The following is a 25,409-nucleotide window of genomic DNA, read 5'->3' as shown; positions in this document are numbered from 1 at the left end:
ACAAAAAATGAACGTTGTACCTGCATATGAAGCGGGCTCGTTTGACGTCATTGTCATTGGTGCGGGTCATGCCGGTGCAGAAGCTGCATTGGCGGCTGCACGTATGGGTTGCAGTACATTGCTGTTGACGATCAACCTGGATGCTGTGGCGTACATGCCATGTAATCCTTCCGTAGGTGGTCCAGCAAAAGGCCACGTCGTACGCGAATTAGACGCGCTTGGTGGAGAGATGGGACGCAATACTGACAAAACCCATATCCAAATGCGTATGCTGAATACAGGGAAAGGACCTGCTGTGCATGCCTTGCGCGCACAAGCAGACAAATTTGCGTATCAGCATGAAATGAAAAAAACGATTGAAAATACTCCGAATCTGATCCTGCGTCAAGCGATGGTGGAAGAGCTGATCGTGAACGACGGTGTCTGTGAAGGGGTTATTACGCAAACTGGGGCTCGATACATGGCCAAATCTGTTGTATTGACGACCGGAACTTATTTGCGCGGAAAGATCATCCTCGGAGATCTCCAATACGAAAGTGGACCGAACAACATGCGTCCGTCCATTCGTCTGGCCCATCATTTGAAGGAACTCGGTTTTGAAATGACACGTTTCAAGACGGGGACGCCACCACGTGTTCATAGCAGCAGTGTGGATTTCTCTAAAATGGAGATTCAGCCTGGTGATCCGGTACCGCGCGCTTTTTCTTATGAAACAACGGAGTTTATTATGGATCAGCTTCCTTGCTGGCTGACATATACAAATGAAGAAACACATGGACTCATCAATAGCAATCTGCATCGTGCTCCAATGTACTCGGGGATGATCGAAGGAACAGGCCCGCGTTATTGCCCTTCGATTGAAGATAAAGTAGTTCGTTTTAACGATAAGCCGCGTCACCAAATTTTCTTGGAGCCAGAAGGACGCAATACCGAAGAAATGTATGTACAAGGCTTGTCGACGAGCTTGCCGGAGGATGTTCAGCTTTCCATGCTGCGCTCCATGGCTGGAATGGAAGAAGTCAAAATGATGCGCCCTGGCTATGCGATTGAGTATGATTCGGTCGTGCCGACGCAACTCTGGCCTTCTTTGGAAACCAAAATCTTGCCTGGCTTGTTCACAGCAGGACAAATCAATGGTACCTCTGGCTATGAAGAAGCAGCGGGTCAAGGTCTCATGGCAGGAATTAACGCAGCACGTCGCGTTCAAGAGAAACCACCAGTTATTTTGGGACGAGAAGAGGCGTACATCGGTGTCTTGATTGACGACCTTGTTACGAAAGGAACGCATGAGCCTTATCGTTTGCTTACTTCTCGTGCAGAATATCGCTTGCTGCTGCGTCATGACAATGCGGACTTGCGCCTGACGGATATCGGCCGTGAAATTGGTCTGATTAGCGAAGAGCGCTATAATCGATTTATCCAAAAACGCGAGCTGATCGAGCAAGAAAAAGAACGTGTGGCAAACACGCGTGTACGCCCTGAAATGGCACATGTCCAAGAGGTTTTGCGCAACGCAGGCTCTCCTGAACTGACAGATGTCATCGAGCTGGCTCAATTGCTGCGTCGTCCGGAAATCAACTACAGCCACATTGCTCAAATGGTCCCTGCACCAGAAGCACTGCCAGAGGATGTGACCGAACAGGTTGAAATCCAGATTAAATACGATGGCTACATCAAAAAGTCTTTGCAACAGGTTGAGCGGATGAAAAAAATGGAGGAGCGCCGCATCCCAACGGATATTGACTACCACCAAATCTCTGGTTTGTCCAAGGAATCCCGCGACAATATGACCAAAATTCGTCCATTGAACATCGGGCAGGCGGCTCGTATTGCAGGGGTTACTCCAGCAGACATTTCCGTGTTGATGGTATATCTGGAGTACAAACGCGTGGGAGTAGCCGAATAAGGAGAAAAGCTATGACGAAAGAACAGTTTGCCGAGGTACTTGCAGCCCAGGGGATTTCTTTGACGGATCGTCAGAAGGAGCAGTTTGATCATTTTTACCGCCTGCTGGTGGAATGGAATGAGAAGATGAACTTGACCGGGATTACCGAAGAGGGGCAAGTGTACAACAAGCATTTTTATGATTCGATCACGCCGGCTTTTTACTTCCCATTTGACCAGGTGCAATCGGTTGTAGATATCGGTGGGGGCGCAGGCTTTCCGAGCATTCCTTTGAAAATTTGCTTCCCACATCTGAAAATGACGATCATTGATTCCTTGAATAAACGAATGAGCTTTTTGCAGCATGTAGCTAAGGAACTGGGCCTGGAGAACGTAAATCCCGTACATGGGCGTGCTGAGGATCGAGGGCAAGAAGCGATTTATCGGGAAAAGTTTGATCTCGTAGTGGCACGTGCTGTTGCGAGACTCAATCTGTTATCGGAGTTCTGCCTTCCTTTTGCCAAAGTCGGAGGACACTTCGTCGCTCTCAAGGGAGCGGAGATTACTCCAGAGCTTGCTGAAGCGAAAAAGGCAATCAAGACGCTCGGTGGAAAGACGAGAAAGGTCGAGACATTCCAGCTTCTAGAGGAAGCGGGAGAGCGTAACATCGTCATCATGGAAAAAATAGAAGCGACACCGAAAAGCTATCCGCGCAAGGCAGGAGTTCCTGCGAAAAAGCCGTTAGTGTAGGAGTCAGTCATACGAGAGGGTCGTAGCCACGTGCTGCGGCCTTTTTTCGTATGGATAGTTTAAGTGAAATTGCCCATTCCTGATGAAATGGAAAGTATGCCTCAAAAGTAGTCTCTCAGGTTTGTTTCTTGGATCATGGAGTCTACAGCTCGGCATATACATAGTACTAGCTCCTTCGAAGGAATGACATCGTATGAGAGGGTGATTAGACTATGCAAGCAGCAGTACTTTCCTCCTTTTTTCCGCCAGAACTCCCGACCATATTGCTTCGGCTCTTTCTTGCTTTTCTAGCAGGTGCCATCATGGGATGGGAGCGAGAGAGATTCATAAAGGATGTGAGTAGGCAAAGAGGTGCTGGGTTTCGAACGTATAGTCTCGTTTGCTTTGGTTCGTGTCTTTTTGGACTAGCTTCTATTTATGGCTTTTCCTCGAGTGGTGTAAATCACGATCCAGGGAGGGTAGCTGCACAAGTCGTGACGGGCATGGGATTTTTGGGAGCCGGAGCTATTATTAAATTCAATGGTACGGTGAAAGGACTGACGACGGCAGCAGGGATGTGGGTTGCTTCAGCCATTGGTCTAATGTTCAGTGCAGGAATGTATGTCGCTGCGATCGTTGCCGCGATTTTCTCTTACCTGACGTTAGACTTTCATAGACTTTTCCCTCGATTGTTTTCTGTCACCAAGATTTCACATCCTACTGATGAGAGCATTGGAAGTGAAGAGAGGCCAAAGCACCGTGACGATCGCGATTTTTATGACGAAGATCACGATTGATGTTTCACGTGAAACGTTTTTCGTTAGCAGGAATTGGACGAATCTTGCAGAATTACATATATATAAATGAACCTGAAGAAAGCGTATAGGGAAAGAAGATTAGGTCAAAGGCAATTTTACAAACCGACCGGATGGGCAGGAAGAGTCTGTTAAGCAGCGTGTACGATAGGGCTTGTGAAGCTTTTTTTAAATAAATGCATGCTGTCTCTAACGATGTAAGAGGAGGACCTATGTAAAAAGAGTAGGACTGCACTCACTTACGATGCCAATATGCCATTTTTCCTTAGCAGCAATAATCAAAGAACATATTCAATCTGTCATATTCGGACAATGGATGGGCGAGGGATACAAAATGTTTCGAGGGAGATTCTGTCGTTGATTGGACAGGACCTTTTTCAGTTTCAAGGACGTATTCAAAAAGTCGTCTTTTCAGCACCAAGAAAGTGGCGAGAAGCTGAAGATGGAGGGGCGGAATGTAGGGGAGCTACATGAGCACCAGGACTTCGAAGGTGAACGCTTGTTTCGTTGTTGCGCAATCTCTTCAGGATTACTTCGTGATCAAAAATGACTTTTTGAACACCTCTTCAATGACTTTAAAATAGCACGGATGGAACGGGTAGAAGTGGGGGATTTTTCTATGGCAGTTAAAGATTCATTTTCTCGGATTTTTGGCTTGACGGACAAGACAGATAACGAAGAAATCAAACAAATACCAGTTGAGGAGATTGTACCGAATCCATATCAACCTCGTACTGTATTTGATGACGAGAAAATTGATGAGTTGTGTCAAACGATACGAACTCATGGGCTCATTCAACCGATTGTCGTGCGGGTTCGCGATGGTCGTTATGAATTGATTGCTGGAGAACGACGTTTGCGCGCAACTAGAAAATTGGGCATGGAGAGGATTCCTGCGATTGTCAAAGAGTTTAATGACTCGCAAACAGCCTCTATCGCTTTGATTGAGAATTTGCAACGAGAAGGTTTGACAGCCATTGAAGAGGCAGTCGCATATCAAAAGCTGATTGATTTGCACAATTTGACGCAAGAGAGTCTTGCTCAACGTTTAGGCAAAGGACAATCGACAATCGCAAACAAACTGCGCTTGCTCCATTTACCGCAAGAAATTCAAGATGCATTGTTGTCCAGAAAAGTAACAGAGCGTCATGCAAGGGCTCTGATTCCGTTAAAAGATCCAGAATTACAAATTAAGGTCCTGTTGGAGATTTTGGAGCGGGAATGGAATGTGAAACAGACGGAAGTGCGCGTGAAGCAGCTTCTAGAATTGGCTGAGAACCCAAAATCGGAGAAAGATGCGAAGCCTCGCTGGAAAGCATTTTCAAGAGATACGCGGATTGCGATTAATACTGTTCGACAATCGATCGATATGGTGATCCAGACGGGCCTACCTGTAGAGACGGCGGAAGAAGATCATGATGAATTCTATCAATTCACCATTCGTATTCCGAAAAACAAGGAAACAGGGAAATAAATGAGATGGTAACAAAAAAGGCGACAAGGTCGCCTTTCTTTTTGGGCAAATGCTGATTATTTAGAGGAAAAAGAGACTTTCGGTAATGTTTAATTTCCAGAAAAAAGCATTTCGCATAAAAAAAGCTAGGGAAATTTGCATTTTTGGGACAAAAATCAGGCTTTTTTGTCTCACTATCTAAAAAAAACAGCGTACGACCAAGCTGTAAATCTGATAACATGGAGAGTACCAACCTGTGCATACTAGCAGGTTTACTCGATAATAAATGAGGATAACTTTGCAGAGACTTTTTTCGTCTTATCATGTACAGGCCATGTAAGGTTACTGAATGGCAACGAACGAAGGAAATTGTATAAAAGACTATCGTTTTACAAGAATACGAGCAAATCGTAAATAGACTCGAATGACTAACTAGATGAGGATACAGAAGATGACTTTGAAAGACGTACTGGAGAGTGTACTGGTCAAACCACAAGCTTTCCTACACGACAAAAAAGAGGTGGAGAAGTTGGGAAAAATCATTGCGGTTGCGAACCAGAAAGGCGGCGTCGGGAAAACGACTACGTCCGTCAATCTAAGTGCTTGTTTGGCCGCATTGGGGAAAAAGGTGCTGCTGGTTGATATTGATCCACAAGGAAATGCAACCAGTGGGATCGGGGTAAATAAGGCAGATGTTAAGTACTGCATTTATGATGTCCTGATCAATGATATCAACCCCGTCGATGCGACTTTGCCAACTGAAATTGAAGGATTAATGATCATTCCTGCCACCATTCAATTGGCAGGTGCGGAAATCGAGCTGGTTCCTACGATTTCTCGTGAGGTTCGTCTGAAAAAGGCGCTGGAAGTTGTCAAGGACAAGTACGATTACGTCATCATCGATTGCCCGCCATCCTTAGGGATTTTGACGGTTAATTCTTTGACAGCATCTGATTCCGTTTTAATTCCAATCCAGTGTGAATACTATGCACTAGAGGGATTAAGCCAACTGTTGAACACTATTCGTTTGGTCCAAAAACACTTGAATTCACAGCTTGCTATCGAAGGTGTCGTGCTGACGATGCTCGATGCACGTACGAATCTCGGTTTGCAAGTGATTGAAGAAGTGAAAAAGTATTTTCAGGACAAAGTATACAAGACAATTATTCCTCGAAATGTTCGCTTGAGTGAAGCGCCGTCACACGGACAAGCCATCATTACGTACGATCCACGCTCAAGAGGAGCGGAAGTCTATACTGATTTGGCGAAGGAAGTGGTAGGGGTATGAGTAGAGGATTGGGAAAAGGGCTGAATGCGCTTATTACTTCCAATCTCATCGAAGAAGGGGAACAGGTAAAAGAAGTTTCCATCAATGAGATTCGTCCTAACCCTTATCAGCCCCGGAAAGAATTCGAGCAATCGGCTATCGAGGAACTAGCACAATCGATCAAAGAGCATGGGATCATCCAGCCGCTGATTGTTCGGAAAAGCATCAAAGGTTACGAGCTGGTAGCTGGAGAAAGACGATTGCGTGCTGCAAAAGTAGCGGGGTTAAAAGAGGTTCCGGTAGTAGTAAAGGCGTACACAGATCAGCAATTAATGGAGATTGCCCTGATTGAGAACTTGCAACGGGAAAATCTGAATCCACTCGAAGAGGCAGAGGCTTATGACAAGCTGATTTCTCACCATGATTATACGCAAGAACAGCTTGCACAAAAGATAGGGAAGAGTCGACCGCATGTAGCCAACATGCTGCGTTTGCTGCAACTGCCAGAGAAGATCCGAAAAATGGTCTCGGCATCCGAACTATCCATGGGACATTCGCGTGCTTTGCTTGGGGTAACGGATAAGAAATTACAACAACAGCTCGCAAATGACGTGGTGGAAAAAGGATTGAGTGTTCGTCAGCTGGAGGAGCTTGTGAAGCAGCTCAATGTTTCACGTGAAACAAAAAAGAAAAAGCCAGCGAAAAACGAGCCAGTATTGATCGAGATGGAGGAACGACTACGCAGTCGTTTTGGAACATCGGTCAAGATTAAGAAAGGATCGAAGCGCGGCAAGATCGAAATTGATTTCTATTCGCAGGAAGATTTGGAGCGAATCATCGATATGTTGAATATAGAGAAGTAAGTCCAGGAGGTAGTCATGGCGATCATCTATTTGGATAACGCAGCTTCTACATGGCCGAAGCCACCAGCAGTCAAAGAAATGATGGCGGAGGTCATCGAAGATTTTGCTGCAAATCCTGGCCGAGGTGGACATGCACTGGCGATGAAAGCGAGTAAAGCTGTGTTTCGGACACGGGTGCAAGTGTCGCGGTTGTTTGGGATTCAAAACCCGAATAACCTCTTTTTTTATCTCAATGCTACTCAAGCGCTTAATCAGGCGATAAAAGGATTCTTACAAGCAGGCGATCATGTTATTTCTTCGTCTGTTGAGCATAATTCGGTAAGACGTCCCATCGAGTACATGCGCAAAAACAACCAGGTAGAAGCTACTTTTGTCGAGCCGAGAGAAGACCATCAATTCTATGTAGAGGATTTTGCCAAGGCAATTACGCCCGCGACGCGGTTAATCGTTGTGAGTCATGCCTCCAATTTGACAGGTGTCATTCTGCCTGTAGCCGAACTGGGGAAACTGGCAAAAGAGCACGGAATTACGTTTTTGGTGGATGTTTCTCAATCTGCTGGTGTTTTGCCTATCGATGTAGAGGCAATGAATATTGACATGCTTGCTTTTCCTGGGCACAAGGGACTGTATGGTCCACAAGGTACAGGTGGTTTGTACGTGAGCAATGATATTGATCTCGAGCCCTTGATTCATGGGGGGACAGGTAGTCAGTCTGAAGCGATCGATCAACCAACAACTCGTCCAGATCGATACGAAAGCGGAACACTCAATACGGTTGGTTTGGCAGGGCTGCAAGCAGGCGTTGATTTTGTCATGGAAAAAGGTGTAGACAACATTCGTCAGCACGAATGGGAGTTAGTGAAACAAACGATCCTTGGATTGCAGCAGATCGAGGGTGTACATGTCTACGGACCGGGGATTGAGACGGAACGTGTAGGTGTGGTTGCTTTTAATATCGGAGAGGTGGATGCAGCAGAGGTATCGTTTATCCTGGATCAACAATACGGGATTGCGACCAGATCGGGTTTTCATTGCACGCCACTGGGTCACCAGACTGCCGGTACCGAACAACGTGGAGCGGTTCGCGCCAGCTTTGGAATTTTCAACTCAGAGAAAGATGTAGAAGCGCTTCATAACGCTGTTCGAGAAATAGCAGCAGCGTTTGTGTAAGGGTAAGGCATCTGTAGGGGGACAGCGCAAGTGATCTTGCTTGGAACATTGGTCAACGCCGGAGCAATCATCTTAGGAGCATTGTTAGGCAGAATGTTGAAGCGAATTCCGGAGTCGATGCGACAAACCGTCATGCAAGGAATTGCTCTGGCCGTATTCATATTGGGCATTAAAATGTGCCTGGGTTCGGATAATTTTTTACTCGTGATTATCAGTATTGTGCTAGGAACAGTACTAGGTGAATGGATTGGGATAGAAAAAGGCTTAAACAATGTGGGGCATTGGCTGGAGAGGAAAGTTGGGGGAAGCCAAGGCAGTATCGCCACTGGTTTTATCACGACGACGCTGGTGTACTGTATTGGAGCCATGGCTGTACTGGGTGCATTGGACAGTGGTTTGCGTAACAACCATGATGTATTGTTTATGAAAGCATTGCTAGACGGATTCTCTGCGATCATTTTCACATCAACGCTAGGAATCGGTGTTATCTTTTCGGCTGTGCCCGTGTTTTTATATCAAGGCATGATTGCGTTATTATCTACACGCATTTACAGTGTGGTAAGCGAAACGATGCTGGATGCGATCCTGGTAGAAGTAACGGCGGTAGGTGGCTTGATGATCATTGCCATTGGATTAAACGTCTTGGAGATCAAACAGATAAGGGTAGCCAACATGATGCCAGCATTAGTGATCGCAGCAGTCGGAGTTCCCTTTATAGATTGGATTTCAAAGCTGTTTTCATAGATGGCACAGAGGCTCTTCCTTCGGGAGGAGTCTTTTTTAATGAAAAATCAACTATCATCGATAAAAATAGCATGCGATAATATGATACAAAAACTTGATTTGCGAGCAAGTATGGATAAGTGGGACGAAACAGTACAGTATGACAGCATGTTGGGGAGAGAATTACTATGTTGGGTGTAATCGTCAATCCTGTATCGGGCAATGGCACAGGGTTGAAAGTATGGAGGGAAATTGAGCCAACGCTACGACGTCTAGGAGCGCCTTTTCATGTCAGGATGACATCAGGAGAGGGGGAAGCAGAAAAATTATCAAAAGAGCTGATTCAAAAAGAGGGAGTAAATAAAATCATTGCTGTCGGAGGCGATGGAACGGTCCGAGGCGTGATAAACGGAATATACGAGTCGAATCAAGATTGCCGATTTGGATTGGTACCAGCTGGTTCCGGGAATGATTTCGCTCGCGGACATGGAATTCCGATGAAACCGTTACAGGCATTAGAACGAATTCTGTCGGAAAAAGGGGAAAAGCGAATCGATCTGATTTTATTGAATGGAGAAGTGGCTGCGAATTCAATCGGGGCCGGATTCGATGCACAGGTAGCAAAGATAACGGATCAAGCTGTGTACAAAGCTTGGCTGAATCAGTACAAGCTAGGAGCACTCGCTTACATTATATCGGTGATTCGCGTCGTATTTACGTATCAGCCACGTGACATCGTACTGAACGTTGATGGTCTTGAGGTTCGATTAAAGGCTGTCTGGCTAGTTGTCGCTGCCAATATTCCGAATTACGGAGGCGGAATGCTAATTTGCCCCGATGCTATACCGGACGATGGGATTGCGGATATTTGCGTAGTAAGTGGTATGAGTCGATTCGGATTGTTAGCAGCTTTCCCGAAAATATTCACAGGAGCTCACCGTCATCATCCGGGTGTCCGTTTTTATAGGGGCAAGCAGGTAACGATACAAGCAGCAGGACAACTGCCCGTCCATGCAGATGGAGAAAGCGTAGCGCCAACGACGATCAGTGCTCAAGTGATTGAAAAGCGTCTGACGATTTTTGTGTAAAAAAAATAGACCTGTCGTCCGTTGAGGGAGAGAACAGATCGAAAAGCAAGTTTTCTAAAGAGGGATGGAACCTTTTGCAAAAAGAAACGGTCAATCATATAAGACACTATCGAATCGACTCGGCGTAGAAGCCAGTGTTACGGCTTTTGCCAGTCCGGAAGCTATGATATCTGCCATGTTCATGACGATGGAGAGGCGGGTATTTTGAAGGACAAAATACTCCATGAATCCTCCTACGTTGACAATCCCGGTAATGTGAAAGGAACCAACAGGAGGTAGCTCTTTTTTAACACCAGCCCCTGGTTTTAGTGGACCATTAATCACATTGATGTTTCCGACGTGGCTAAATTGACCTAAACAGGCATCGACTGCAATGAGTGTAGCTGTCGGATGATTCGCTTGGATGAGCTCTAATTTTTCCTTAAGATTCATGGCGTGTACAGGGTCCTCAAGCGTTCCGTACACTTGCAAAAAACGAGTTGACTGTGCGATGAGCTTGGTTCCTACTAATGGGCCTAGAGCATCACCAGTAGAACGGTCTGTCCCAATACATACAATGACAAGGTCGTCATCGAACCGATTTAAGCGAAAGCGCTGTGCAAGGTGACCGGCGAGATGCTCGTCTGCGTTTTCACTGCGGTATTCCACTTTAAAAGGTGGCAAAGAATAATCCTTGCGATTATCGGATGTGCTCATGGAAACCCCCACTCTTGCCGACTTGGCTTAAACCAACCTGTAAAAGGTTATATAAAAGTATTCACAGTATCGTACCGATATGACATTTTTATACCTGCTAATGGGAAAGTTACGTAGGTTTTGAAAACTCAGTGAGGCTGGCATGCATGAAAACGAACAGGTAAAATAAGAGGAGCCTATAGCAGTTTGTGTGAAATAGATGAGGGGGAGTGAAATGGGAGGAGAGACAGTGCTGATCGCGTTTGATTCCACGCAGCAAGCCTTGCGGGCAGAAATGCTGCTGGAGTACGAAGATATTGAGATCGATACAAGACCAACACCGAAAGAAATAACGGCAGGCTGTGCCCTTTCCATTGAGTTCCCACTGTCGGATTACTCACGAGCGAAAGCGATCATGATGGAACAACAAGTGGTAATACGAGGATACTTCCGTCAGTTTTTTGGCCAGTATAGCGAGGTCGACGAAAACGGGGAGCAGAAGGAGCGGGAGGAATGAATCAGGCTGGTTTTTTTGAGAGAATTTATGCCCAAGTATATACGTATGTGACCGATGCAGATATGTGGGTAAATATAGGGATGGCTGTACTGAAAATCGCAGCGATTATCCTGTTATCGCGAATCGTCGTGTCGGTTGTGCAATCAGGCGTAAATAAAGTGTTCCAGCACCGGCATGGAAGCAAGATTCAAATGGATCAACGTCGAGTAGACACGATGCGGGTTCTTGTCAACAATGTCGTGCAGTATGGCATTTACTTTTTGGCGATTCTCATGATTTTGCAGCTGTTGGGCATTGATTTGCGTCCTGTTTTGGTAAGCGCAGGGGTACTGGGGCTGGCAGTTGGTTTTGGGGCGCAGAGTCTCGTTCGTGATATCATTACGGGATTCTTCATTATTTTTGAGGACCAATTTGCTGTCGGAGACGTTGTAACGATCAACAATTTGACGGGCACGGTGCAGGAGATTGGTCTGCGCATTACAAAGGTGCGAAGCTGGACGGGTGAGGTACACATCTTTCCAAACGGCACGATTAATCAAGTGACCAACTTTTCTTTGCAAAATACGTTAGCGGTTGTCGACGTATCTGTAGCGTATGAAGAAGATCTGAACCAAGTTGAGTCTGTGCTCAAAGAAGTGTTGGCATCGGCTCAAACGGAATTGACGGATATCGTAGCTGAGCCGCAAATTTTGGGAGTACATGCACTGGGACCTTCCGAAGTCATCATCCGGGTTACGGCTGAGTGCAAGCCGAACACGCATCACGGGGTCAATCGAAATTTGCGTGCGAAGATCAGAACGGAATTAACAAACCGAGGCATTCAAATTCCGTATCCCAAAATTGTCGCGGTGTCTGGAAAGGGAACAGTGTAGAGAGGAGAAAGAGAAATGGAACGCAAGCAATTTGGACTGGGGGATGTCGTACAGATGAAAAAGCCACATCCATGTGGCACGAATGCGTGGAAGGTCATACGCATGGGCATGGATGTGCGAATCAAATGTACGGGTTGCGATCATAGTGTGATGATTGGACGACTAGAGTTTGAACGCAAGCTGAAAAAGATACTGATTCGCGCAGAGGAAGAACCGCAAGCATAGACCATATTTCTTTGATCAACCCATCTGTCTTTTTCTACAATGCCTGTAAACGATGAAGCGACGCGTTTATATGCTTCAGGGAGCGGCTTTGTCGTTATAGACGGGAGGGGTTCGATGGAAAAGATGAGTGTTCGGTGGTTGCAGTGGGTAGTAGTGCTTGCGATTTTCCTACTTCCATCACAGGGAGTGTGGGCAAAGTCAGCAAACGAATGGGGAGTGAGAATATCCCTGGCTGACAAATCGGCAGAAATAGACCCGGATGAAATCATTACACTGACATTTTCGGGAACAGTATCGTTGAAAAATGGTCAAGAGCTCACTGACAAATCTGGTCTCTCGATCATTTCGCTCACGGATGCGAAAAAAAAGAAGGTTCGTTTTACGGCAAAATGGAACAAAACAGATCGAAGCATGACGATTGATCCGATAGGAAATCTGGAAGCAGGGGCGTCTTATCGAATAAGCTTGCTGGCCAAAAAAGTGAAGGATCAGCGCGGTAATTTGAATCCAGAGCTGACCAGCACGTTTCAAACGAAAAAACCTGTGGATAATATCGCTCCACAAGCAGTCATATTGCCTGGTCACGGGGCAAAAAATGTAGGGCTCCAGAATAAAGTGACACTCCAGTTTGCAGAAGAGATTGCTTTGGTTGGTGGTGGAGTCCTCTCCAGCAAAACGGCCGGGCCATTAGTTCGCGTGACAGATGAAAAAGGGGTTATCGTTCCGCATACCATTACGTGGAACAAAAGCAAGCGGATGTTGTCTGTGAAGCCAAAAGGAAAATGGCAGCCACATACGAGATATCAGGTAAGTCTCATTATGGGTTTGGTAAAGGACACAGCAGGTAATGTAAATCAAGTGCAGTGGATAACTTTTCAGACAGGATCTAAATAATTCAAGCATGTGGGTAAAAAAAAGGATGCAGCCAATAGAGGCGCATCCTTTTTCCTTTTGTACGATTACATGTATCTCCCGGTGGTGGTACTTAGGCTATGACTGATCATTATCCCTGGGCTGCATCGCCTGGTTATGATCTATGTGCAATGGAGAAGGTAAGGCTGCTGAGGATGCAAGCTTACCTTCAGATAGGCTGGATGGCAGCGGAGTAGGTTAGTCGCAGTCGCAACCTACGATAACGAGAAGGATGAACAGAACCAAGATCAGCGCGAAATCGTCGAAGCCGTTAAAGATACCCACTTGCTAACACCTCCTACCGTAGTTTCAATACTCATGCTATGTAGGAACCCAATATGAGGTATAGGCGGATGCCCTAGTTCCAAAGAAAATAAGTTATTCACAGCATATCCACAGAAAATGTGGACAACTTTTTGCATAAAAAAGGAGTGTCTGCAATCGTTGTGGGGGATAAAAAGTTGTTAGTAAATACTTATCCACAGACTTATCCACAAAAGGGGATTTTCTCTGGATAAATTGACGGTTGTTATTGAATATTTGAAAAATTTTTATTAGTAAGAAGGAATTTGGCAGGTGAAAATATAATTACACACTTATAATTTTGGCAAAAATAGATAGAAGAAAAGGGGCGATTGAGATTTGAAGAAGCAAGTATTTGCATCAGTTACGGCTTTGGCCATTGCATTGTCGACAGTATCCGTACCATTCATTCCTTACAGCACGCAGGCGGTAGCTCTTGCTGCTGAGAAGCCTTCTTATCAAACTCGCGCTGAGATCCCAGATGCGTACAAGTGGAAGCTAGATCATATTTATCCGACTGTTAAGGAATGGGAAAAGGATGTTGCTAAGGTTGAATCTTTGGCAAACGCTTTCACAAAGCACCAAGGCAAGCTGGGTACATCATCTGCTGCGATGCAGGCGGCATTCGATGACTATGTTGAATTGATGCGTTTAAATGACAAAGCATACGTGTACGCAAATATGTCTCTCGATGTAAACTCCGCGAATCCTGATCTGCAAAAGCTGGGAGACCGTGGTGAGAAAATGTCCACGCTTGTCACAGAAAAAACCTCGTGGGTACAGCCTGAAATCGTTGCGATTCCCGATGACAAAATAAAGAGCTTGCTATCCGAAAAGGAGCTTGAGCCTTACAAGCTGTTTATCGAAGACATGCTGAGAACGAAGCCGTACTCACTCTCTGCGGATATGGAGCAGCTCTTGGCAAAATCGTCTCCGTTGGGCGGTGCACCGACAAACATTTACAGCATGCTGTCCAAAGACGTGAGGTTCCCTAAAATCAAGGATGAGACAGGCAAGGAAGTTCAGTTGACGCGTGCCAATTTCATTTCCTATCTGGAAAGCAAGGATCAAAATGTGCGCAGAGAAGCGTTTAAGGCGTACTATGGTGCACTGATCAATTTCCAAGACTCGTTTGCATCGACGTTGGCTGCCAAAGTAAAGGGCGATAATTTTTACGCAGCTGTACGCAATTACGATTCTGCACTGGAAGCAAGCCTGACACCGAACAACGTACCGACGAAGGTGTATGATGAGCTGATTGACACGGTGAATGACAATCTACCATTGCTGCATCGCTACATTTCTTTGAAAAAGAAAATGCTTGGCGTGAAGGAATTGCACATGTACGACATTTACGTGCCGATCGTTCCATCTGATGACAAATATATTTCCTTCGACGAAGGAAAGAAAATTGTCGTTAATGGGTTACAGGTAATGGGTGATGACTATGTGAAGGCAATGTCTGACGGCCTGGATGGAGGCTGGGTAGATGTCTATTCCACGGATGACAAGCGTACGGGTGCTTACCAATGGGGGGCATATGACACACATCCATTCGTACTGTTGAATCACCAAGGTACGCTCGATGATGTGTATACCATCGCCCATGAGATGGGACATGCCATGCAATCGTATTACACGAACAAAAACCAGCCGTACATTTCGTCCAACTATCCAATCTTTACGGCAGAAGTAGCTTCAACGATGAATGAAACCCTGCTGTTCAAGAGCATGTACGCGAAGGCGAAGACGAAAGAAGAGAAGATGTATCTCTTGAATCACTATCTGGAAAACTTCCGTTCCACGCTGTTCCGTCAGACGCAGTTCGCGGAGTTCGAGAGAGCGATTCACGAGAAGGAGCAAGCTGGGGAATCTCTGAATGCGGAAGCGATCAAGAAGATCTACCTCGACATCAACAAAAAGTACTACGGAAAAGACATGGTTTCCGATGAGGAAATCGGTATGGAATGGGCACGTGTGAGCCATTTCTATAACTATAAATACTACGTCTATCAATACTCGACGAGCTTTGCCGCTGCACAAGCATTAGCGAAGCAAATCATGGATGAAGGTCAGCCAGCAGTGGATCGAGTTCGCAAAAACTTCCTCGAAGCGGGTAACTCTGCTCCGCCTATCGAGGTACTGAAAGCAGCAGGTGTGGACATGTCCACGTCCCAGCCAATCGAGCAAGCAATGGAAATCTTTGAAGAGACATTGAATGAGCTGGAAAAGCTGGTAAACGAGAAGTAAAGAAACGGCAGAAGCAAAACAGGCTCCCTTCCATTACGGATAGGAGCCTGTTTTTTTCCTGTATGTATCAATAGGCAATGCCGACTCGCGCTCGTATGTATTCGGAAGTAGAAAGCTGCTGATACGTAAACTCCGCCGTATCCGGCACGGAGATTTGCATCCCATCTACAGGCAGTTGGTGAGCCTCGGCCCGGTAACTGCCAGTATACTCTCCATCAGGCAAATATGTCGGACATACAATGGTCCAATCGAGCTCGGACTGTTCCAAGAGCGAGTATGCCTTGTGATGTTCCTCGGCAGCACGCGTCAATTTTTGTCTGGACTCACTGGATTGATAGCGGAGCAGGTCAGGAGAAACTCTGCTTTGCAAGATGCCGGCGGTGCCCACCGTAATAATGCGTGTAACGTCTTCTCGCTTCATTGCTTCAATTATATAAGGAGTTCCCTCGGATAACGTCGTTGCCTTGTCTGTCCCGAGTGCGCTAATGACCGCGTCAACTCCACGCATGGCTGATGCAACATCTTTTTGATCGAGGACATTTCCCGTCAGGACACGCAGGTTTTCAGCAGCTAGGTGAGCGAGCTTGTCTGCTGAGCGAACGAGCACGGTTATTTCATGCCCATCTTTTAATGCATAGTCGAGGATATGGCTTCCTACGCGACCAGTGGCACCGAGAAGTAAGAGCTTCATTTTTGTAGTCACCTCTTTTATGAAAATGTCGAGATATTTCAAAGAACAAGTTTTTTTCAGTCTAGCATTTCTTTTTTTGTCCCACCACCTGAAAGGTAGTGTGTAATTCTACATTCGTTTACATGAATTTACATATCAGGCGTTTTCAGTGACGGAATTAAATGATTTGGTAAGATAAAAAAATAGAAATGAAACCGTTTGGGCAGCAGGAATTTTGACTCACGAAATGGGAATAGCGTGTGAGTAGCCTATTTAACCCGACCTTATTTTAGGAGACGGGGTGTTTACTAGTTTAAATCGTATTCATTGTTTTCAAGTTAATGGCTGATTGGACGCAATGACAGAATGTGATAGACTATTTGAGTTGGATAATAAATGAACGAGGTGTATATAGATGGGTGCATCATGCGGGATTGTAGGTCTTCCTAACGTAGGAAAATCGACATTGTTTAATGCCATTACACAAGCGGGCGCTGAATCGGCTAACTACCCGTTCTGTACGATTGACCCGAACGTAGGGATCGTAGAGGTACCAGACGAGCGTCTGGAAAAGCTGACACAGATCGTTGTACCAAACAAGGTAGTTCCAACTGCGTTTGAGTTCGTAGACATTGCAGGTTTGGTAAAAGGCGCGAGCAGAGGCGAAGGACTTGGCAACCAGTTCCTTGGACACATCCGTGAAGTGGACGCGATTGCTCATGTTGTACGTTGCTTTGAAGATGAGAACATCACTCACGTATCAGGTCGTGTCGATCCTTTGAGCGATATCGAGACAATCAACCTGGAGCTGATTTTTGCTGATCTGGACTCTGTTGATCGTCGTATTGACCGAATTGCACGCAAAGTGAAATCCGGCGACAAGGAATCCAAGCAAGAGCTGGACGTGCTGGAGAAATTGAAAGCAGCATTTGAAGAGGGTCAATCTGCTCGCAGTGTTGAACTCGATGACGAAGAGCGCAAATGGATTCGTGATTTGCATCTTCTGACAATCAAGCCAATGCTGTACGTGTGCAACGTAGCAGAAGACGGCATTAACGATGCAGACAACAACCCGCATGTGCAGACAGTTCGTCAGCATGCAGCGGGTGAAGGCGCAGAAGTGGTTGTCATCAGCGCGAAGGTGGAAGCAGAAATTGCTGAGCTCGAGGGCGAAGACAAAGAAATGTTCTTGGAAGAGTTGGGACTTTCTGAGTCTGGTCTCGACCGCTTGATTCGTGCTGCTTACAAGCTGCTGGGATTGGTAACATACTTCACAGCAGGTGTACAAGAAGTACGCGCTTGGACCATCCGTCAGGGTACAAAGGCTCCAGGAGCAGCAGGCGTGATTCATACTGATTTCGAGCGCGGCTTCATTCGTGCCGAAGTGATTGCGTATGATCATCTGGTAGATGCTGGCTCCGTAGCAGTAGCCAGAGAACGTGGGAAGTACCGTCTTGAAGGGAAAGAGTACGTAGTGGCAGATGGAGATGTTATGCATTTCCGCTTCAATGTTTAGTACGAAATTCTTGATTCGAACTAGGCAGTTTGCTATAATACGATAATGCGAGTATTTATGGAGTGCATGTTTTGTGCGTTTCGTTTTAGCACTCGCTCCTTGCCCGAACAGGGCCGCTAAAGTCCATAAGGAGGTGAAAAGGTATGCGCCAATACGAAGTAATGTATGTATTGCGTCCAGACCTTGAAGAAGAGAAAGTAAAATCCAATGTAGCTCGTTACAGCGATGTTGTAACTAACTATGGTGGCGAAATCTCTAAGCTTCAAGAAATGGGTAAACGTCGTCTTGCGTACGAGATCAACAAGTTCCGTGAAGGTTACTACGTTTTGATGAACTTCAAAGCGAACTCCGATGCTGTTGCGGAAGCTGAGCGTCTGATGAAAATCAATGACGACGTAATCCGCTTTATGTTTGTTCGTGATGAGAAGTAATCATTGTCGCGATCAGAGGGGGAACCAAGATGAATAAAGTCATTCTCATCGGCAACCTGACGAAAGATCCTGAACTTCGCTACACGCCAAATGGCGTTGCCGTTGCTACTTTTACTGTGGCCGTCAATCGTCCCCGCACCAATCAAGCGGGTGAGAGAGAAACGGACTTCATTAACATTGTCGCTTGGCAAAAACTTGCCGACCTGTGCGCAAGCTATTTGCGTAAAGGTAGACAAGCAGCCATCGAAGGACGTATGCAAACACGTTCCTATGATAATAAAGAAGGTAAAAAGGTATACGTGACGGAAGTCGTTGCGGAGAACGTTCAATTTTTGGGCGGTCGAGGCAATGAATCCGGCGGAGACAATTCAGGATATGATCCAGGACCAGGCATGGGTGGCGGTAACAAACCATCCGGTCAACGAAATAATGACTATGATCCGTTTGGTGATCCTTTCGCGAGTGCAGGCAAGCCGATCAACATTTCAGATGATGACTTGCCGTTCTAAGATCGTATAACTTTCACATTCCTAAGAGGGAGGGACTATCATGGCACGCAAAGGACGTCCTAATAAGCGTCGTAAAGTATGCTTCTTTAAAGTGAACAAAATCAAGCACATCGATTATAAAGATGTTGACTTGCTGAAAAAGTTCATCAGCGAACGCGGCAAAATCTTGCCACGTCGTGTAACTGGTACTTCTGCGAAGTATCAACGTGCACTGACAATCGCAATCAAGCGATCCCGTCAAGTAGCACTGTTGCCTTACACTGCTGAATAATTTTCAAAAGCTATACAAAGAGGGGCACAATTGCGTGGCCCTCTTTTTTCCATAGTTTTCTATGGAAAGTGTACATGAGACATGAATAATGAGGTGCTGACATGCCGTCCAAAACGAAACACTTGGCTGAAAATGCCCTTATGCTGGGTATCGCACTGGTGCTGCTGTTTCTCAGTACATATACCATACTGGGAGGACTCGTCAGTTTCTTGATACCTCTGCCTTTTATCCTTTTGGCAGTAAATCGAACAGTACCTAACATGGTTTGGATCTCCCTTGCCTTTACGTTTCTGGGCTGGATCATTACTGGTCCGTTTGCGGCAACACTTGCTTTTTCGAGTGCGGTTTGGGGTTCAGCAATGGGGATTTTTTATGCGAAAAAAGGAGCGGCTCTTCCGGCGATTGTGGCGGGGGCAGGCGTTGCCTTTTTGAGTGTCGTTTCCATGCTGGCATTCGCGGCATTCGGAATGAACGTTGATTTTAATGCCATCGTGCAAGAAGTTGCTAAGATGCGTCCAGCAATGATGCCAAAAGAGCAGTTTGATCAGCTCCTTGAACTGGGTAAAATCGTTTTTCCTACGAGTCTTATCATGTTCAGCTTTTTATCGACCGCCATTATTCATGGATTGGCGAGTCTGATTGGGCGACGTCTGCGCAGACCGATTCCAGCATTGAAGCCAATTCGGGAATGGAGCTTCCCGCGGTCATTGATTTATTACTACTTCATTGCGATGATCAGTCTTTTGTTGTTTGCTGAAAGCATGCAGGGCACGTTTTGGGAAATCGCCTTGATGAACCTGAAAGTCATGCTGGATGTTATTTTTGTTTTGCAGGGCTTGAGTTTTTGTCTATTTGCTGCCTATTTGTACGGCTGGAAGAGATTGACTCCCGTGCTCATTGTCTGTCTATTTATTTTTCCCCCCCTAAGTACTATACTTAGTCTGGTAGGGATATTTGACCTAGGAATTCGTTTGCGTGAAAAACTGGAAACAAGAGTGAAGAGGGGCTGAGGAAATGCCCAAGTTCCTGTTAAAGCGTTGGTACGGGATGCACATGGTCCTGGCACTCAGCTTTAGCTTGCTGTTGTTGGGGATTTTGACCTTGTTCCATTGGATGTACGGGGCGATCGGCATGATTTGCTTGATTGGCTTGGTTCTTTACGCTCTTCAAGCAGAAAAGGGGTTCCAACGAGACTTGCGCCTGTATTTGGCGACGGTCACCCATCGCGTGAAGAAGGCGGGAGAAGGCGTTATCCAGGAACTGCCGATCGGAATTCTTTTATACAACGAGGAAAAGGCAATTGAGTGGGTAAACCCGTATATGACGCATATGTCCGGGGATGAATCCATGATCGGGAAAAGCCTCCAAGAGGTATTCCCCCAACTGGTTTGGAAGCCGGAGCAAAAACGGCTGGAGTTTACTTATAACGAGCGGGTATACGAGGTCATTGTGCGGTCCGATGAGCGCCTTTTGTATTTCAAGGACATTACGGATTTCAAAGAACTGACGACTCGTTACCATCGAGAAAAGGCTGCACTTGCCATCATTCACCTCGACAATTTGGATGAGGTTGGACAAGTTATGGATGATCAGAGCCGTACGCTGCTCTCTACAAGCGTGGCTGGTGTGATTACAGAGTGGGCCAACAAACATGGCATATATCTTCGCCGAATCACGGCCGACAAGTTCTTGGCTCTGATGGAACGGGAAGCACTTGATAAATTGGAAGAATCGCGATTTGACATTCTCGATGTAGTACGGGAGATGACGGCTGACAACAAAATTCCGATTACGCTTAGTATCGGGGTTGGAGCGGCTGCTACCACTTACATTGAGCTGGGACAAATGGCGCAATCAAGCTTGGATATCGCATTGGGGCGCGGTGGCGACCAGTGCGCTGTCAAGATTGGCAACAAGCTCACTTTCTACGGTGGGAAATCGAATGCGGTGGAAAAGCGGACACGTGTCCGGGCTCGTGTTATTGCACATGCTTTGCGTGATCTCATTCATGAGGCGGAGCACGTCATTGTCATGGGGCATAAACAGCCTGACATGGATTCCATCGGGGCATCACTTGGTGTATTGAAGGCTGTGCAGCTGCACAACAAAACGGCTTATATCGTCATGGATGAAGGCAATCATTCTGTCGAGCGTCTGATGAAAGAGATTTATGCCAATGAAGAGTTGGCTGAGACCTTTATCACGCCAGAACAGGCGATCCGACTCATTTCTGGCCGCACATTGCTGGTAGTTGTTGATACGCATCGACCATCGCTGGTGATTGAGCCGAAGCTGTTGACGGAAACGAGCCGAATTGTAGTGATTGACCACCATCGACGTTCAGAGGAGTTCATTGAGCCAGTACTCTTGTATCTGGAACCATATGCTTCTTCTACAGCCGAGCTCGTCACAGAGCTCTTGCAATATCAGAGCGAGCGATTGAATATCGACAATCTGATAGCAACGGCACTGTTAGCAGGGATTGTGGTGGATACCAAAAGCTTTGCCTTCCGCACAGGTTCACGGACCTTTGAAGCGGCGTCTTTCCTTCGCCGTAACGGGGCCGATACCGCGGCTGTCCAGCGTCTGTTGAAGGAAGATCTGGGACAGTATGTGAAGCGGGCAAAAATCATCATGAACACGGAAACGTACCGCGACAACATGGCGATTGCCATAGGCGATCCGTCCGAGGATTACACGCAGGTACAGGTGGCGCAAGCTGCTGAGCAGCTACTCACTTTGTCAGGTATCCAGGCGTCGTTTGTTGTTGCAGAGCGATCCGACGATACGATCTTAATCAGTGGACGTTCTCTGGGCGACATCAATGTTCAGTCCATCATGGAACTGCTGGGTGGAGGCGGTCACCTCACTGGTGCTGCGACACAAATTCAAGGCATATCAATAAAAGAAGCTACACGTCGTTTGAAAGAAGCGATTGACTCGGTCGTATAGGCCAAAATATAAAGGGGGAAACGATGATGAAAGTCATTTTTCTTCAAGATGTAAAAGGCCAAGGGAAAAAAGGCGAAGTTAAGGATTTGTCAGAGGGCTATGTACGCAACTTCTTGTTGCCAAAGAAGCTGGTAAAAGAAGCGACAGATAGCAACGTGAAAACGCTCGACGCTCAAAAGCGCAGCGAAGATAAGCGCAAGGAGCAAGAAAAGCTGGATGCTCAGGAGCTGGGCAAAAAGCTGGAAGAGCTGACAGTGAAAGTAGTAGGAAAAGCAGGCGAAGGTGGTCGCTTGTTCGGTGCAATTTCCAGCAAACAAGTAGCGCAAGCGCTGGAAGATCAGTATAAAATCAAAGTAGACAAGCGTAAGCTCGAAATGGATGCCATCCGTGCTTTGGGCGTGACGCAAATCAAAGTAAAACTGCACAACGAAGTAACTGTGACTCTGAAAGTACACGTTGTGGAAGAATAATGTCTTAATTGTGGGGGGTGTGACGTGAGCGACCTGTTTTTGGATCGTGTGCCGCCACAGAACAAGGAAGCGGAACAATCGGTACTGGGTGCCGTGTTCTTGTCTAAGGAAGCTTTAATCACGGCCATTGAGATTCTCCGTCCGGAGGATTTTTACAAGACAGCGCATCAGCGCATCTTTCAAACGATGGTGGACCTGTATGAAAAAGGCGAACCTGTCGATCTGGTTACTGTTACAGCGGATCTACAGGACCACAAGCTGTTGGATGAAGTCGGTGGCGTTACGTATCTCACGGAAATCGCTAGCTCAGTTCCAACGGCTGCCAATATCGAATACTACGCAAAAATTGTAGAAGAAAAATCGCTGCTTCGGCGATTGATTCATACAGCTACCAAGATTGCCAATGACGGATATTCCCGTGAAGATGATGTCACGCAGATCATCGCGGATGCGGAGAAGTACATCATGGAGATCGGTCAAAATCGCAACAGTGGCGGTTTTACACCGATTCGTGATGCCCTTCTGGAAACGTATGAGCGGATTGAGTTTTTGAGTCAGCGACGCGGTGATATTACGGGGATTTCTACGGGATATACGGATTTGGACAAGATGACAGCAGGATTGCAGCGCAGTGACCTGATTATCTTGGCAGCCCGTCCTTCCGTAGGGAAGACGGCTTTTGCCTTGAATCTCGCCCAAAACGTAGCAGCTCGTGCAGGTGAGACCGTAGCCATCTTCTCCTTGGAGATGGGGGCTCCTCAGCTGGTACAGCGTATGATTTGTGCGGAGGGCAATCTGGATGCGTCCCGGATGCGTTCAGGGTCACTGGAGGAAGATGATTGGCAAAAGCTAACGATGGCAATTGGTACGCTGGCGAAAGCGCCGATTTACATCGACGATTCACCCGGGGTTACTGTACAGGATATCCGGGCGAAATGCCGTCGCCTTCAAACAGAGAAGGGCTTGGGACTGATCCTGATCGACTACCTTCAGCTGATTCATGGACGAGGCAAAGGAGATAACCGTCAGCAGGAAGTATCTGAGATCTCGCGTACGCTAAAAGGGATCGCGCGTGAGCTGAACGTGCCAGTTATTGCCCTGTCGCAGTTGAGCCGTGGTGTAGAGCAACGGCAGGACAAGCGACCGATGATGTCTGATATCCGTGAGTCGGGGTCGATTGAGCAGGACGCCGATATCGTTGCCTTCTTGTACCGTGATGACTACTATGACAAGGAATCAGAAAACAAGAATGTCATCGAAGTCATTATCGCCAAACAGCGTAACGGCCCGACCGGGACGGTGGAGTTGGCGTTCTTGAAAGAATTCAACAAGTTTGTTAACTTGGATCATCGCTTTCGAAATCAAGCAGGTTAATAGTTGGAATGGAAAAAAAGCCGGAGAAATTCCGGCTTTTTTTTCTATATTGAATTGCCGAACATATTAAGAACTAACTATATGAATGTTCGTATTTAGCGTTGACATGGGGAGTCTCGTTTAGTAAACTTAGATTGTTTCAGGCCCGAAAAGACATGATAATATCAGGAGGTGTTTTTCGATGTCAACAGTCGTTGTCGTCGGAACCCAGTGGGGCGATGAAGGTAAAGGTAAAATTACAGACTATCTAGCTGAAAGTGCAGAGGTAGTGGCTCGTTACCAAGGCGGTAACAACGCAGGCCATACCATTATTTTTGATGGTAACAAGTATAAGCTGCATTTGATTCCATCCGGAATTTTTTATAGTGACAAGACCTGCGTAATCGGAAACGGTATGGTAATCGATCCGAAAGCATTGGTAAAAGAGCTGGAGTACATTCATAGCTTCGGTTTTTCTACAAGCAACTTGAAAATCAGTGATCGCGCGCATGTGATTCTGCCGTACCATATCAAGCTGGATGGCGTAGAGGAAGATAGCCGCGGTGCTAACAAAATCGGTACAACCCGTAAAGGTATCGGACCTGCTTACATGGATAAAGCAGCACGTATCGGTATTCGTATCGCTGACTTGTTGGATAGCGAAGAGTTTGCTCGCAAGCTCGAGCGCAACCTGGCAGAGAAAAACATGCTGCTGGAGAAAATGTACAACACAACTGGCTTTGAGCTTCAAGAAATTCTGGATGAATACTTGGCTCTGGCAGAAATCATTCGTCCTTACGTAACTGATACATCTGTTGTCCTCAATGATTCCATTGATAGCGGCAACCGCGTATTGTTTGAAGGTGCACAAGGCGTATTGCTCGATATTGACCAAGGTACGTATCCTTACGTAACGTCCTCCAACCCAATTGCGGGTGGCGTGACTATCGGTTCTGGTGTAGGACCAACTAAGATTCACCAAGTAATCGGGGTTGCAAAAGCTTACACGACGCGTGTAGGTGATGGGCCGTTCCTGACAGAGCTGACTGATGCAACTGGCGACCATATTCGTGAGGTTGGATTCGAATATGGTACGACAACAGGTCGTCCACGCCGCGTAGGCTGGTTTGACAGTGTTGTTGTTCGTCATGCTCGTCGTGTCAGTGGTATCACTGGTTTGGCGATCACCAAGCTGGATACCCTGTCTGGAATCGAGACCCTGCGTATTTGCACAGCGTACAAATACAATGGAGAAGTTATCGAAGCGTTCCCAGCGAACCTCAACCTGCTGGCGAAATGTGAGCCAGTTTATGAGGAGTTGCCAGGTTGGACTGAGGATATCACAGGCGTTCGCAATCTGAACGACTTGCCAGAAAACGCTCGTCACTACATTGAGCGCATCACGCAACTGACTGGTATTCCAATGTCGATCTTCTCCGTGGGACCGGATCGTGAACAAACTGTCATTGTTCGTGGCATTTACGGATAAGC

26 protein-coding genes are annotated in these 25,409 nt (G+C 46.5%); 23 read left to right on the top strand and 3 right to left on the bottom strand.

Going from position 1 to position 25,409, the window contains the following annotated elements:
• The first annotated feature begins 7 nt into the window (after window positions 1-7).
• The 9 genes from mnmG to HP398_RS20550 all read left to right on the top strand — a co-directional run bounded on the left by mnmG (window position 8) and on the right by HP398_RS20550 (window position 9,992).
• Window positions 8-1,906 (top strand): tRNA uridine-5-carboxymethylaminomethyl(34) synthesis enzyme MnmG, encoded by a 1,899-nt coding sequence (mnmG, locus tag HP398_RS20590; RefSeq protein ID WP_017246838.1) that lies wholly within the window; start codon window positions 8-10, stop codon window positions 1,904-1,906.
• Between the two features lie 11 nt (window positions 1,907-1,917).
• Window positions 1,918-2,634, top strand: coding sequence for a 16S rRNA (guanine(527)-N(7))-methyltransferase RsmG (rsmG, locus tag HP398_RS20585; RefSeq protein WP_017246837.1), 717 nt, complete (start codon window positions 1,918-1,920; stop codon window positions 2,632-2,634).
• A gap of 212 nt (window positions 2,635-2,846) precedes the next feature.
• Window positions 2,847-3,410 (top strand): MgtC/SapB family protein, encoded by a 564-nt coding sequence (locus HP398_RS20580; protein ID WP_017246836.1) that lies wholly within the window; start codon window positions 2,847-2,849, stop codon window positions 3,408-3,410.
• 637 nt (window positions 3,411-4,047) lie between these two features.
• Complete coding sequence (gene noc / locus HP398_RS20575; protein WP_173623514.1) at window positions 4,048-4,902, top strand: nucleoid occlusion protein; 855 nt, start codon at window positions 4,048-4,050, stop codon at window positions 4,900-4,902.
• Between the two features lie 508 nt (window positions 4,903-5,410).
• Window positions 5,411-6,169 carry a ParA family protein gene (locus HP398_RS20570; protein WP_015894094.1) on the top strand — a complete coding sequence of 253 codons (759 nt, stop codon included), beginning with the start codon at window positions 5,411-5,413 and terminating at the stop codon, window positions 6,167-6,169.
• A complete protein-coding gene (locus HP398_RS20565) occupies window positions 6,166-7,011 on the top strand; it encodes a ParB/RepB/Spo0J family partition protein (protein WP_017246833.1) in 846 nt (281 codons plus the stop codon). The genes HP398_RS20570 and HP398_RS20565 overlap by 4 nt, the downstream gene beginning before the upstream one ends.
• Before the next feature lie 15 nt (window positions 7,012-7,026).
• Complete coding sequence (locus HP398_RS20560; protein ID WP_173623513.1) at window positions 7,027-8,181, top strand: aminotransferase class V-fold PLP-dependent enzyme; 1,155 nt, start codon at window positions 7,027-7,029, stop codon at window positions 8,179-8,181.
• A 30-nt stretch (window positions 8,182-8,211) separates the two neighbouring features.
• On the top strand, window positions 8,212-8,925 hold the full coding sequence (locus tag HP398_RS20555) for a DUF554 domain-containing protein (RefSeq protein WP_017246831.1): 714 nt from the start codon (window positions 8,212-8,214) through the stop codon (window positions 8,923-8,925).
• Between the two features lie 167 nt (window positions 8,926-9,092).
• A complete protein-coding gene (locus tag HP398_RS20550) occupies window positions 9,093-9,992 on the top strand; it encodes a diacylglycerol/lipid kinase family protein (protein WP_017246829.1) in 900 nt (299 codons plus the stop codon).
• Between the two features lie 90 nt (window positions 9,993-10,082).
• On the opposite strand, the gene yyaC is transcribed toward HP398_RS20550, so the two are convergent.
• Window positions 10,083-10,688: a spore protease YyaC gene (gene yyaC / locus HP398_RS20545; RefSeq protein ID WP_017246828.1), complete on the bottom strand. Its 606-nt coding sequence runs from the start codon at window positions 10,686-10,688 to the stop codon at window positions 10,083-10,085.
• A gap of 214 nt (window positions 10,689-10,902) precedes the next feature.
• Between yyaC and HP398_RS20540 the strand changes: the two genes are divergently transcribed.
• The 4 genes from HP398_RS20540 to HP398_RS20525 all read left to right on the top strand — a co-directional run bounded on the left by HP398_RS20540 (window position 10,903) and on the right by HP398_RS20525 (window position 13,175).
• The gene (locus HP398_RS20540; RefSeq protein WP_026042915.1) at window positions 10,903-11,184 is read left to right on the top strand and encodes a putative Se/S carrier protein; all 282 of its coding nucleotides are present in this window, start codon (window positions 10,903-10,905) and stop codon (window positions 11,182-11,184) included.
• A complete protein-coding gene (locus HP398_RS20535; protein WP_017246827.1) occupies window positions 11,181-12,056 on the top strand; it encodes a mechanosensitive ion channel family protein in 876 nt (291 codons plus the stop codon). Before HP398_RS20540 ends, HP398_RS20535 begins: the two co-directional genes overlap by 4 nt.
• 15 nt (window positions 12,057-12,071) lie before the next feature.
• A complete protein-coding gene (locus tag HP398_RS20530; protein WP_007720174.1) occupies window positions 12,072-12,281 on the top strand; it encodes a DUF951 domain-containing protein in 210 nt (69 codons plus the stop codon).
• Window positions 12,282-12,395: 114 nt separating this feature from the next.
• Window positions 12,396-13,175 carry an Ig-like domain-containing domain gene (locus HP398_RS20525; protein ID WP_173623512.1) on the top strand — a complete coding sequence of 260 codons (780 nt, stop codon included), beginning with the start codon at window positions 12,396-12,398 and terminating at the stop codon, window positions 13,173-13,175.
• Window positions 13,176-13,391: 216 nt separating this feature from the next.
• Here the strand turns inward: HP398_RS20525 and HP398_RS31400 are convergent, their stop codons facing one another.
• Entirely contained in the window at window positions 13,392-13,478 is an 87-nt protein-coding gene (locus HP398_RS31400) for a YjcZ family sporulation protein (RefSeq protein WP_017246824.1), read from the bottom strand.
• Window positions 13,479-13,835: 357 nt separating this feature from the next.
• On the opposite strand from HP398_RS31400, the gene pepF reads away from it, so the two are divergent.
• Window positions 13,836-15,746, top strand: a complete 1,911-nt coding sequence (pepF, locus tag HP398_RS20515) for an oligoendopeptidase F (RefSeq protein ID WP_017246823.1) — start codon at window positions 13,836-13,838, stop codon at window positions 15,744-15,746.
• A 67-nt stretch (window positions 15,747-15,813) separates the two neighbouring features.
• Here the strand turns inward: pepF and HP398_RS20510 are convergent, their stop codons facing one another.
• Window positions 15,814-16,437 carry an NAD(P)-dependent oxidoreductase gene (locus HP398_RS20510; RefSeq protein ID WP_173623511.1) on the bottom strand — a complete coding sequence of 208 codons (624 nt, stop codon included), beginning with the start codon at window positions 16,435-16,437 and terminating at the stop codon, window positions 15,814-15,816.
• A gap of 394 nt (window positions 16,438-16,831) precedes the next feature.
• Here HP398_RS20510 and ychF point away from each other — a divergent pair, with 394 nt between their 5' ends.
• The 9 genes from ychF (at window position 16,832) to HP398_RS20465 (ending at window position 25,407) form a co-directional block, all read left to right on the top strand.
• On the top strand, window positions 16,832-17,932 hold the full coding sequence (gene ychF, locus HP398_RS20505) for a redox-regulated ATPase YchF (protein WP_017246821.1): 1,101 nt from the start codon (window positions 16,832-16,834) through the stop codon (window positions 17,930-17,932).
• Window positions 17,933-18,075: 143 nt separating this feature from the next.
• Window positions 18,076-18,363 (top strand): 30S ribosomal protein S6, encoded by a 288-nt coding sequence (gene rpsF, locus HP398_RS20500; RefSeq protein WP_007720183.1) that lies wholly within the window; start codon window positions 18,076-18,078, stop codon window positions 18,361-18,363.
• 29 nt (window positions 18,364-18,392) lie between these two features.
• Window positions 18,393-18,872: a single-stranded DNA-binding protein gene (locus HP398_RS20495; protein WP_016739386.1), complete on the top strand. Its 480-nt coding sequence runs from the start codon at window positions 18,393-18,395 to the stop codon at window positions 18,870-18,872.
• Window positions 18,873-18,912: 40 nt separating this feature from the next.
• On the top strand, window positions 18,913-19,143 hold the full coding sequence (gene rpsR, locus HP398_RS20490) for a 30S ribosomal protein S18 (RefSeq protein WP_016739387.1): 231 nt from the start codon (window positions 18,913-18,915) through the stop codon (window positions 19,141-19,143).
• A 101-nt stretch (window positions 19,144-19,244) separates the two neighbouring features.
• Entirely contained in the window at window positions 19,245-20,153 is a 909-nt protein-coding gene (locus tag HP398_RS20485) for a DUF2232 domain-containing protein (RefSeq protein ID WP_017246820.1), read from the top strand.
• Window positions 20,154-20,157: 4 nt separating this feature from the next.
• Window positions 20,158-22,095: a DHH family phosphoesterase gene (locus tag HP398_RS20480; protein ID WP_007720189.1), complete on the top strand. Its 1,938-nt coding sequence runs from the start codon at window positions 20,158-20,160 to the stop codon at window positions 22,093-22,095.
• A 26-nt stretch (window positions 22,096-22,121) separates the two neighbouring features.
• A complete protein-coding gene (gene rplI / locus HP398_RS20475) occupies window positions 22,122-22,565 on the top strand; it encodes a 50S ribosomal protein L9 (protein ID WP_017246819.1) in 444 nt (147 codons plus the stop codon).
• Window positions 22,566-22,589: 24 nt separating this feature from the next.
• Window positions 22,590-23,939, top strand: a complete 1,350-nt coding sequence (dnaB, locus tag HP398_RS20470) for a replicative DNA helicase (protein ID WP_017246818.1) — start codon at window positions 22,590-22,592, stop codon at window positions 23,937-23,939.
• Window positions 23,940-24,120: 181 nt separating this feature from the next.
• Complete coding sequence (locus HP398_RS20465) at window positions 24,121-25,407, top strand: adenylosuccinate synthase (protein WP_017246817.1); 1,287 nt, start codon at window positions 24,121-24,123, stop codon at window positions 25,405-25,407.
• Window positions 25,408-25,409 lie beyond the last annotated feature (2 nt).

It is taken from the genome of Brevibacillus sp. HB1.4B (assembly GCF_013284285.1).
In the GTDB taxonomy this organism is placed as follows: Bacteria; Bacillota; Bacilli; order Brevibacillales; family Brevibacillaceae; genus Brevibacillus; species Brevibacillus porteri.
The sequence above is the reverse complement of the archived record's forward strand: the minus strand, read 5'-3'. Positions and strand labels throughout refer to the sequence as shown.